This window comes from Sulfurovum sp. (assembly GCF_041551015.1).
GTDB lineage: Bacteria > Campylobacterota > Campylobacteria > Campylobacterales > Sulfurovaceae > Sulfurovum.
Genome location: NZ_JBFENQ010000068.1, coordinates 1 through 9,288, shown reverse-complemented (window position 1 = coordinate 9,288; position 9,288 = coordinate 1). Strand labels below are relative to the sequence as shown.

Below are 9,288 nucleotides of genomic sequence, written 5' to 3'. Positions count from 1 at the left end.
ATTGAAATGAGCCATACGTGTACTGCCTGTGAAGTAGAACGATTTTTCTCTTATAGAAAAGAGCAAGGATGCTCAGGCAGATTTATGAGTATGATAGGCATAAAAAACAAAAAGGAAGATGATGAAAATTAGAGTCTATTACGAAGATACAGATGCTGGTGGGATCGTCTACCATACAAACTATATAAAGTACTGTGAACGTGCCCGTTCAGAGATCTTTTTTGAACGAAATATGAAACCTACTTTAGGTAATAACAGTGGGTTTGTAGTACGTGACATCAAAGCCAGTTTTTTAGCCACAGCTGTACTGGGTGATACCCTAGATGTCACAACAAAGGTATTAACGCTTAAACGCTCATTTATTGTCTTATTACAAGAGGTATGGAAAGAAGAAGTGAAGATCTTTAGTATGGAAGTTGTTTTAGTCTATGTCGATGGAGGAAAACCCTGTCGTATCCCCGAATTGTTTGAAGATGTATTTAGCTCTTTTTAAGATGCCTAGCATATAAATTAAGTATTATTTGTCACTCCAATTTATAAAACCTAAGCTATAATCTAATAACAAAATAGAATGGATATATATGGTCATACTTGGCATTGGTAATGTACTGCAAAAAGACGATGGTTTAGGAGTTTACGCTGCTACATATTTGAATGAGAATTATATATTTTCAAAAGATATTCAAATTATTAATGGTGGTGTAAAAGGTATTCATTTGGTTAATATCTTTATGGAAAATGATCATGTACTTATCTTGGATAGTATTGGGTTAGATGACGAACCTGCTTCTATCTATGCCATACCTGCTGAAGAGCTCAGTGGCTACGGACTCAATAGTGGCGGTGCACATGAAATAGGTGTATTACAATGTTTAGATATGTTAGAACTTCAGGGAAAACCTGTACCAAAAGCTCTGATATTGGGTATTATCCCTTTTGAAGTGACATTTGACATCGCATTGAGTGATACTATTAAAGAGGCTTTTCTCGGCTATATTGGTGTAGTATTACAATATCTTGAAAAACACGGTATCACATATAATGAAAAAGAAACTATCATAAGTTTAGAAGAAATTATTAATCGTGCAAAAGATCCATCTGGTGTTATGATTTAACTACACTCGTCTCCCAACCATCATAACTTGCTCCATACTCTTCTAGCAAATCTATAAGATATAAAGTAAGTTCATCTATATCGTGGTAGAAAGGCTTATCTAAACGATAGAACTTTAAACCTTTTACACCTTCTTCATTTTCTATCTCAGATTGAATTTTAAAACCTTTTACATCCAATTTAGAGACCAGTTCATCTTTTTTTTCATCTCCATTTGAAAAAAATAATTTATGTTCTATTGCACGTGCAAGATGCAAGTTATCCTCTTTTGTTTTAAGCACATCACATACTTTATGGTTTTGAATAAGCTGCCACTCTTTTGGTGTAGGATAAAGCAGTTTTTTATAATAATTCCATTCTCTATCCTCCTGATGTCCATTACTTATTTCATAACTTTTAAACTCATCTAATGCAAACTCTAAAAAATCTTGCCAATTGTAGGTAAACTGCACGTAAAATAAAAAAGTAACATGCCCATCACTAATTATTCGACCTACATATTTTCCAATACGAAATTTGATGAGTGAGGCTTCCAATTTATCTTCCATGAAAAGGATCTCCGGCTCTTCATGCTCACCAAGTAAGCTATGTTCATTTGGTTCTTTCAGCTTAACTTTTACAAAGGCAACGATAGGATAAGAGTATTGTAACTCTTCTATATCCATTGAAATTCCTGCATTAAACTGTATAGAAGCAGGTTTACCCTCTAGATTTTTCATATATAATTCCCAATACTCTTGCATAATTTCTCCTTTATTCCATTTCTAAACTCATAAGATACATATCTTCACCATCAATGACTTTTACATCCAAACTTTCACACTCTGTACAAACATAGCGTATTTCGTCTATTTCAAATTCAGTGCTGCAACTGTTACAATGTAGTTTTAACTTCTGCTCATTGATGACGAATTCTGCTCCGTCACAAATTGTTCCTTCCTTGAAAGTATCAAATGCTGTTTGTAAGAGATGTGTCTCTATACCACTCATGACACCTATTTTGGTGATGACTTTTGTGACCATATTTGCATTGTTTTGCTCTGCTACCTCTTCACACTGATTTAAAAGTGCTTGTACTACACTATATTCATGCATAGATTATTTCCTTATCTACTATTAATTTCAATCTTTCTGGTGTTTCTATGGGACAGGTTTTATAAACAAATTCCTGACGTAAAATGTGAAAATCACTCTCTTTACTCCAAAACTCCGGATGCATGATTTCAAGTTCTTTTTCTTTCAATGCTTCTATTTGATCCTTATGCTCTTCTAAGTAATCTTGTTTCTCCGAGATAAAATCATCACTATATATATTTTTAGCAAAATGATGTAACTCTTCGTAGTAAGTATCCTCTGCATACACTTCATCTATCATTTCCAATGCTTTAGCTTTCTCTACAGAAAGAGGTAAACACTTACTTAGTAAAGTCTCTGCCATCTCTTTACCTACACGCTTTGGTAAGCTATATGTATGGTATTCACTCCCACTCAGACCTAAAGTTTTATAGTGAGGATTTAAGACTACACCCTCCTTTCCTACAACATAATCACATGCCAGTCCTATAAATACACCACCTGCTCCTGCATTACGTCCAAAAGAGGCGACTGTAACCACTTCATCTGCATAGAGTAGAGAATGGACTAAATCATTCATAGCATTAATATTTGCCCACCCGTCTTCGCCTTGTTTTGCACTGTCTTCGAGTATATTTAAATGTATGCCGTTAGAGAAAAAATCCATTCCTCCCATCAGTACTAATACTTCACACTCATTTTTCAAATACTCTACTGCATACTTCAAGCGAATACACTGTTCAGCACTCATTGCTCCATTATGAAAGTTAAAATAGAGATATGCTATATTATCTTTCTTCTCTACACTTATTTCGTAAAAAGTGTTATAACTCTTGTCAAATATAAGAGGTAGGCGTTCTTCTTTAATACCTATTAGCTTTTCTTTTAGAACATAAGTTGCAGGTAATTTAAAACCTCCTACCCTTTTAAGATGTGTTATCCATATAGCCCCATCTATAGTTCCCAGACAGATAGCTCCATCACGTTTAGCAAGTATTTCTTTGGGTAATCCTCTAAATTTATCTTCTTTATGTACACCAAAAAGATAACAGGAGACACCTAATATTTCATCTAGAACACCAGGAAAGCTGTCTGAGAGATGTATTTTTCTTATAATGGTTTCAGTATCATCTTTTAGCCATTCAATCGCTCTTTTTGATTGAGTAAACTGTTCATGTATAGGATTTAAAAGTTGTGGTGTTAGCTCATTGTTTTTTAAATTAACAAAAAACTGTTCAAGAGCTTGCAATGTCGCTCTTACTATCTCTTGACGATAAAGTGATGCCTTGGATGTCTCTCGTACTTTGAAGTTTTGCTGTGCAAAGATATCACCTCCATCATAAAGTTTATTTGCTTTGAGTATGACAACTCCCCACTCTTTGGTATGATTTTGAAGTGCATACTCTAAAGCATTAGGTCCTCTGTCACCAATGGGTCCAGGATGAAAAATGTATGTAGGATAATTTTCATAAATACTCTCAGGCAAATAACGCTTTAAATATGGACATAAAATGAGTTGTGGTTCAAAATATTCTATCTCTGTTAACATCTGTACTTCACTGATCGCATATGCTACGGAAACATCATGTCCTCTATCTTCCAATTCAGTATATACTGCTTGTGTTTGAGTGTTAAAAGCGCTGCAAAGCAGAAGTATTTTCATGCTAACCCTTTAACAAATACGAGGTAATAATTCACCCGTTGGTAAGTCCAAAAATCTCTTTGTCCCCCATGAAGAATTTAGTATTACCTTTCCTTTATGTAACTCAGTTACTGTCCCAATAACCGCTGAAGTTTGATGTGCTTTACGTAGCACATCTAAAGCCCGAATTTCATCCTTTTTAGCCACTGCTAGAACAAAAGTTCCTTCATTTGCAAGATCAATCGCTTCAAACCCGAGCATTTCACAGATGCCTCTTACCTCTTCTTGTACAGGAATAGTCTCTTCTTCTATTTCCAAACATACATCTGAACTTCTCGCCCATTCATTGAGTACAGCTGAAACACCCCCACGAGTAGCATCTCTCAATGCGATGATGTTTATATTGGCATCCATTAACGCTTTAATTTGAGGGTATAATGAAGCACAATCCGTTTGTAATGAACTTTCAAGTTCAATCCCCTCACGTGCTGCAAATATCGTTGCACCATGTGTTCCGACATCACGACTTACCAAAATACTCATTCCCTCTTTTAAGGCCGATGCAGATATATTTTTATGTACTATTTCTCCAATACCTGTAGTATTAATGAAAAGCTTATCTACACTGCCTCTTGGCACAACCTTTGTGTCACCACTTACAACAATGGCACCATTTATTTCAAGCTCACTTTTCATACTCTTAACAATCTTTTCAAGATCACGTGTAGAAAAACCTTCTTCGATAATAACAGAACAAGTCATATATTTAGGCTTAGCACCCATCATTGCTAAGTCATTACATGTACCACATACAGCAAGTTTTCCTATGTCTCCACCAGGGAAAAACAGAGGACTAACTGTAAAACTGTCTGTCGTAAAAGCAAGCTTCCCATCTTCTATAACTGCTGCGTCTTCACTTTTAGCCAAAATGTCATTTTCAAAGTGTTTATAAAATATCTTTTTAATAAGTTCATTGTTCTCTTCTCCGCCATTTCCATGGGCGATAGTTACAGTTTTTGTCATATTAAGTTTCCATATTTATAATAAGCTGCACATGCCCCTTCACTACTAACCATACAACTTCCAATCGGAGTCGTAGGCTTACAAGCCGTTCCAAAGATAGTACATTCAGTTGGTTTCGCCATACCTCTCAATATATCACCACAGATACAAAGTTTATGGTCTTCTATCTCTGCAATAGGAAGTACATCTTTATATACAACTTCTGCATCTAAAGACTCAAACTCATCTTTAAGTTTGAGTCCACTGTCAGGTACATTTCCAAGTCCTCTCCATCTAAAAAGATTCATTTTTTCAAAATAAGTATCTATGAGTTTTTGAGCATTCAAATTTCCCTCATGATTTACCACTCTTTTGTATTGTATTTCCAATTCACATCGCTCTTCTATAAACTGTTTTACGATCATACTAATACCCTGCATGGCATCAACAGGTTCAAATCCGGAGACCACCACAGGACGACCATAATCTTTTGGAAATTTATCATATATTTTTGATCCACTTATCACACTTACATGACTTGGTCCCAAAAATGCATCTATTCTGTTGTTATAACTATCAACATGTACATCACGGCTGTCTATAAGCTCCACCATCACCTCAGGAACTGTTACATGGTTAATATGAAATAAAATGTTGGGTATTTTTTGCTTAATGACCTGTTCTACAAGCACAGCTGTCATCGGCGTTGTCGTTTCAAATCCTATGGCAAAGAAAACCACCGTTTTATCTGGGTTTTCTCGTGCTATCTTAATACATTCCATGGGAGAGTAAACAAAACGTACATCTGCACCTTTAGCTCTGGCATCTTGTAGACTTCCATTACTGCCAGGGACTTTTATCATATCACCAAGAGTGACTAAAATAACATCTTTTTGCATAGCCAAAACATAGGCATGATCAATTCGTTCTTTAGGCATAATACATACAGGACAACCGGGTCCATGAATAAAATTAACATTATCTGGCATAAGTTGAGGCAATCCAAACTTCATTATGGTATGCGTATGCCCACCACATACTTCCATGATGTTAATCGGATTTTTTAATTTCTTTGCATCCTCAGCAATGATCTGAGCATAAGCTTTAATGGTCTCTCCATCACGAAAGTCATCATATAGGTTTTTAAGTTCCAGTGCCATCATGCACTCCTGTTAGGACATTCATCATCATCAAGTATGGTCTTTCGCCTCTCATCTTCATCCATGATTTCAAGTATTTCTTTATAGGTGTCTATCGAAACCATTGCTTCTTGTTCATCTATCTTGTTCATAACAAAACCAATATGAAGCAATACATAGTCACCCACTTGTATATCATCATCCCCCATCATCATAAGGTTAGCATCACGCTGTACACCCATAGTATCGACGGTACACATAGTTTTATCATCTGAAATTTTTACAACTTTACTTGGAATAGACAAACACATATTAACCCCTCATTTTACGTTTAAATTCTATCCAGTCTGCAACTGCCTTGACTGAATCTATATCATTCACATTGACTTCAAGTATGTCTACATTTGGCTTGATACGTCTTGCATCACGTTTCTCTGCTTCTATATCATATTTAAAATATGGAAGTAAATCTGTTTTTGTGATAAGTACAAGATCAGCTTGACGGAACATGACAGGATACTTGGCTATTTTGTCTTCTCCTTCTGGAACTGAGACCAGTACTATGTTTAAATGTGTTCCTACATCATAGCTTGCAGGACAGACTAGGTTTCCTACATTTTCTACAAAACAGACATCCAAGTCATCAAGTGGCATATGGTGTAAGCCTTTATGTACCATAAAAGCATCTAAGTGACATGCTGTACCTGTTTGTATTTGCATAGCAGGTATACCCTTGGCTTTAAGACGATTGGCATCACGTTCTGTTTCTAAGTCTCCTTCAACAACTCCAAACTTGAACTCTGCTACATCTGCAAGATACTCTAAAAGTGTCGTCTTGCCAGAACCTGGACTAGACATGAGATTAATGCCAAGTATACCTTTAGCTTCAAAGTGAGTTCTATTATGGTTTGCCTCATGGTCATTTTTATCAAGTATCTTTTGTATAACTGAAATAGTCTTTGAATCATTTAACTGTGGGTTATGATGTAAATGCTCATGTGCTTTTTGATGCTCATGAGAATGACTATGTCCCTCTTCACTATGATGATCTGCATGAGTATGCTCTTCCATTCCTCTAATACTGCAACCACAATCTGTACACATATTTACTCCTATCCTATTAATATATTTGTTCCTACGATCAGTGAAATAACACCAGCCGTAGCAAAAGTTCTTCTTACATTTGTAAGGTTGCCTAAAAAATTTTGATTCACATAAAGCATTACCATGCCAAATGCTCCAAAGACTAGCATTACACCTAGTGTAAATGCTGTTACCATGGTAAAATCAACCATGCCGCCTTGTACGATACCAAGTGTGATGAGCATACCTCTCACACCACCTGCTCCCATAAGAAGTCCCAGTGTGAGTGAAGAAGTTTTAGCCATATTGTCATCATTGTGTTCATGTGATTTACCAAACCAGATATGAATATGTTCTTTGTCATCATGTATGTGTTTACGTAACTGTATTCGAGATGTTGCAACCATATAAAGAAGGTACATACCCATAATAATGATAACTGCAGCTGAGATAATATCCCCATATGCTAAAACGTTTTCTGAAATGTCCATAGATTGTAATACCTTGGCAAACAGAAAAAGACTAAGTCCGTGTCCTATAGCAAAAAGTGCAGTGATACGCAGCGTTTTACTTTTATTTTTCCCTATAGAAAAATCAGCTATTGCAGTAAGATGATCAGGGCCGAATGCATGAAGTAAACCATACCAAAAAACCACAAATAATGATAATTCCATTTGTTTCTCCTTCAAAAATGAATACTTATTCACTATAATAGTATTTAATTATTAAATATATATTAAAAATTTGCTTTCTACTCTATTTTAAGGACTAAAATATATAATAAATTATGAAATGTATCTATTGTAAATATCCTTATACGTATCTACTGAAAGACAATCAACGTAAATGTGGTAAATGCAAACGTAAGTTTAGCCCTCAGAAACTGGAACGAGAACAAAAATTACGTTTACTCTTCATAGAAGGATACAATGCCAGAGAAACATCCATAAAAACTGGAATGCATTTTTCTACCGTACAAAAATATTATGGAAATTTCAGAATAGCCATAGCTCTTTATGCAGATGAACAGTACCAATTACATGCTAAAAATATCACAGGTTATGATGAGTACCTCTATCTACCCAAATCGCTGAAGATCAAGGAGAATATACATAAACTTCAACATTTCCTCACGCTTTCATACGAGAACAAAGTGTACAACCTTATGATGCCGACTATGCAACATTTCAACTTTGATACAAACGATGAAAAAGAACAAAAAATTCTCTTAAAATACCTACGCTTTAATAAAATAGCAAAATATACTAAAGCAGAAAATACTATTACACAGTTCTGGGAGTTTTTTGAAGCATTCATATTACAATATAAAGGTGTGAGTGATGAGCAGTTTATATTTTATTTAAAAGAGGCGGAGTGGCGTTTTAATTATTCGAAGAGTGAATTAATTAAATCTTTAGAACATACGTATTGATTGATTTCAAGTTCTACTTTATTATCTTCTCTTCAATTATAATTTGTCTTGTATCATCACTCTTTTTCATATTCATCTTTTGATTCGTTCAACAAGATGAATATAATAGTAAAATTTACAACCGATGCAGTAATCAAATGTCGCTTCTAAAAAAGCGCATATTAAAAGTGTAAGAACTAAAATAAGAGCAATTATTGTATAACCAAAAATAAAAAACAAAGATAAAAGACCAATAATTCCTAAACCTAAATAGAGTGAAAAACGTTTGGGTGCCTCATCACAAAATTTAGGTTTTATATCTAAGCGACGAATTATAAACTTTGCTATATTGGCGAAAGGGCTCAATTTATCAATTTTCAAAGTTCGAATTGAGAAATCAAATAATAAGAAAAAAGCAAAAAAGAGCTGCTCTGTTATTAACAGGAGCAATCCAATAATAAAAACTTGTAATGCAACAAGCCGGACAAAGTGTGCGTCAATACGATGTATTGAAATTGGACATGATTTTGACATAAGAAATCCTTTAAAATTAATTTTTGTGAGTATAATATTTTTCTAACTCATGCAAGAAATCAACAACCTTGCCAAAAACAATAATCGCTGGTCTTTTTGCTGTTAAAGAAAGTAGACTCAAATTATCAAGTGTACCCACCTGAACCGACTGATTTTTTCTACTTGCATTGGAAACAATGGCACAGGGTGTGTCCATGTCTATGTCCAATGTTTTAGCCTTTTGGACTATCTCTTTGATACGGGTAAGTCCCATAAGTACAATGACCGTATGATCTCTGTTCTCTAACAT

14 protein-coding genes are annotated in these 9,288 nt (G+C 34.9%); 4 read left to right on the top strand and 10 right to left on the bottom strand.

The window, feature by feature from the left end; genetic code table 11:
* Nucleotides 1–6 precede the first annotated feature (6 nt).
* The 3 genes from ABZC96_RS05850 to ABZC96_RS05840 all read left to right on the top strand — a co-directional run bounded on the left by ABZC96_RS05850 (nucleotide 7) and on the right by ABZC96_RS05840 (nucleotide 1,115).
* Nucleotides 7–132 (top strand): laccase domain-containing protein, encoded by a 126-nt coding sequence (locus ABZC96_RS05850; protein ID WP_373029744.1) that lies wholly within the window; start codon nucleotides 7–9, stop codon nucleotides 130–132.
* Nucleotides 122–493, top strand: coding sequence for a YbgC/FadM family acyl-CoA thioesterase (locus ABZC96_RS05845; RefSeq protein ID WP_373029743.1), 372 nt, complete (start codon nucleotides 122–124; stop codon nucleotides 491–493). The genes ABZC96_RS05850 and ABZC96_RS05845 overlap by 11 nt, the downstream gene beginning before the upstream one ends.
* An 88-nt stretch (nucleotides 494–581) precedes the next feature.
* Complete coding sequence (locus tag ABZC96_RS05840; RefSeq protein ID WP_373029742.1) at nucleotides 582–1,115, top strand: HyaD/HybD family hydrogenase maturation endopeptidase; 534 nt, start codon at nucleotides 582–584, stop codon at nucleotides 1,113–1,115.
* On the opposite strand, the gene ABZC96_RS05835 is transcribed toward ABZC96_RS05840, so the two are convergent.
* Genes ABZC96_RS05835 through ABZC96_RS05800 form a run of 8 tightly spaced genes read right to left on the bottom strand, consistent with a single transcriptional unit; the run spans nucleotide 1,105 to nucleotide 7,728 of the window.
* Complete coding sequence (locus tag ABZC96_RS05835) at nucleotides 1,105–1,857, bottom strand: DUF695 domain-containing protein (RefSeq protein ID WP_373029741.1); 753 nt, start codon at nucleotides 1,855–1,857, stop codon at nucleotides 1,105–1,107. The two genes, ABZC96_RS05840 and ABZC96_RS05835, sit on opposite strands and share 11 nt — an antisense overlap.
* A gap of 10 nt (nucleotides 1,858–1,867) precedes the next feature.
* The gene (gene hypA / locus ABZC96_RS05830) at nucleotides 1,868–2,209 is read right to left on the bottom strand and encodes a hydrogenase/urease nickel incorporation protein HypA (RefSeq protein WP_373029740.1); all 342 of its coding nucleotides are present in this window, start codon (nucleotides 2,207–2,209) and stop codon (nucleotides 1,868–1,870) included.
* Nucleotides 2,202–3,851, bottom strand: coding sequence for a hydrogenase maturation protein (locus ABZC96_RS05825; protein WP_373029739.1), 1,650 nt, complete (start codon nucleotides 3,849–3,851; stop codon nucleotides 2,202–2,204). Before ABZC96_RS05825 ends, hypA begins: the two co-directional genes overlap by 8 nt.
* 9 nt (nucleotides 3,852–3,860) lie before the next feature.
* Nucleotides 3,861–4,853 carry a hydrogenase expression/formation protein HypE gene (hypE, locus tag ABZC96_RS05820; RefSeq protein WP_373029738.1) on the bottom strand — a complete coding sequence of 331 codons (993 nt, stop codon included), beginning with the start codon at nucleotides 4,851–4,853 and terminating at the stop codon, nucleotides 3,861–3,863.
* Nucleotides 4,850–5,995: a hydrogenase formation protein HypD gene (gene hypD, locus ABZC96_RS05815; protein ID WP_373029737.1), complete on the bottom strand. Its 1,146-nt coding sequence runs from the start codon at nucleotides 5,993–5,995 to the stop codon at nucleotides 4,850–4,852. Before hypD ends, hypE begins: the two co-directional genes overlap by 4 nt.
* On the bottom strand, nucleotides 5,992–6,282 hold the full coding sequence (locus ABZC96_RS05810; protein ID WP_373029735.1) for a HypC/HybG/HupF family hydrogenase formation chaperone: 291 nt from the start codon (nucleotides 6,280–6,282) through the stop codon (nucleotides 5,992–5,994). Before ABZC96_RS05810 ends, hypD begins: the two co-directional genes overlap by 4 nt.
* A 1-nt stretch (nucleotide 6,283) precedes the next feature.
* Nucleotides 6,284–7,075 (bottom strand): hydrogenase nickel incorporation protein HypB, encoded by a 792-nt coding sequence (hypB, locus tag ABZC96_RS05805; protein ID WP_373029733.1) that lies wholly within the window; start codon nucleotides 7,073–7,075, stop codon nucleotides 6,284–6,286.
* Nucleotides 7,076–7,083: 8 nt separating this feature from the next.
* On the bottom strand, nucleotides 7,084–7,728 hold the full coding sequence (locus ABZC96_RS05800; RefSeq protein ID WP_373029732.1) for a hypothetical protein: 645 nt from the start codon (nucleotides 7,726–7,728) through the stop codon (nucleotides 7,084–7,086).
* Between the two features lie 113 nt (nucleotides 7,729–7,841).
* Here ABZC96_RS05800 and ABZC96_RS05795 point away from each other — a divergent pair, with 113 nt between their 5' ends.
* Nucleotides 7,842–8,486 carry a transposase gene (locus ABZC96_RS05795; RefSeq protein WP_373029731.1) on the top strand — a complete coding sequence of 215 codons (645 nt, stop codon included), beginning with the start codon at nucleotides 7,842–7,844 and terminating at the stop codon, nucleotides 8,484–8,486.
* 72 nt (nucleotides 8,487–8,558) lie between these two features.
* Here ABZC96_RS05795 and ABZC96_RS05790 read toward each other — a convergent pair whose 3' ends face one another.
* Complete coding sequence (locus tag ABZC96_RS05790; RefSeq protein ID WP_373029730.1) at nucleotides 8,559–8,999, bottom strand: DUF4395 domain-containing protein; 441 nt, start codon at nucleotides 8,997–8,999, stop codon at nucleotides 8,559–8,561.
* Nucleotides 9,000–9,015: 16 nt separating this feature from the next.
* A partial coding sequence (locus tag ABZC96_RS05785) for an SAM-dependent methyltransferase (RefSeq protein ID WP_373029728.1) occupies nucleotides 9,016–9,288 on the bottom strand: 273 nt, incomplete at its 5' end.

Excerpts from the sequence above, each read along its gene's own strand:
- ABZC96_RS05850 (WP_373029744.1), top strand. The coding sequence starts at position 7 with ATGAGCCATACGTGTACTGCCTGTGAAGTAGAACGATTTTTCTCTTAT.
- ABZC96_RS05845 (WP_373029743.1), top strand. The coding sequence starts at position 122 with ATGAAAATTAGAGTCTATTACGAAGATACAGATGCTGGTGGGATCGTC.
- ABZC96_RS05840 (WP_373029742.1), top strand. The coding sequence starts at position 582 with ATGGTCATACTTGGCATTGGTAATGTACTGCAAAAAGACGATGGTTTA.
- ABZC96_RS05835 (WP_373029741.1), bottom strand. The coding sequence starts at position 1,857 with ATGCAAGAGTATTGGGAATTATATATGAAAAATCTAGAGGGTAAACCT.
- hypA (WP_373029740.1), bottom strand. The coding sequence starts at position 2,209 with ATGCATGAATATAGTGTAGTACAAGCACTTTTAAATCAGTGTGAAGAG.
- ABZC96_RS05825 (WP_373029739.1), bottom strand. The coding sequence starts at position 3,851 with ATGAAAATACTTCTGCTTTGCAGCGCTTTTAACACTCAAACACAAGCA.
- hypE (WP_373029738.1), bottom strand. The coding sequence starts at position 4,853 with ATGACAAAAACTGTAACTATCGCCCATGGAAATGGCGGAGAAGAGAAC.
- hypD (WP_373029737.1), bottom strand. The coding sequence starts at position 5,995 with ATGATGGCACTGGAACTTAAAAACCTATATGATGACTTTCGTGATGGA.
- ABZC96_RS05810 (WP_373029735.1), bottom strand. The coding sequence starts at position 6,282 with ATGTGTTTGTCTATTCCAAGTAAAGTTGTAAAAATTTCAGATGATAAA.
- hypB (WP_373029733.1), bottom strand. The coding sequence starts at position 7,075 with ATGTGTACAGATTGTGGTTGCAGTATTAGAGGAATGGAAGAGCATACT.
- ABZC96_RS05800 (WP_373029732.1), bottom strand. The coding sequence starts at position 7,728 with ATGGAATTATCATTATTTGTGGTTTTTTGGTATGGTTTACTTCATGCA.
- ABZC96_RS05795 (WP_373029731.1), top strand. The coding sequence starts at position 7,842 with ATGAAATGTATCTATTGTAAATATCCTTATACGTATCTACTGAAAGAC.
- ABZC96_RS05790 (WP_373029730.1), bottom strand. The coding sequence starts at position 8,999 with ATGTCAAAATCATGTCCAATTTCAATACATCGTATTGACGCACACTTT.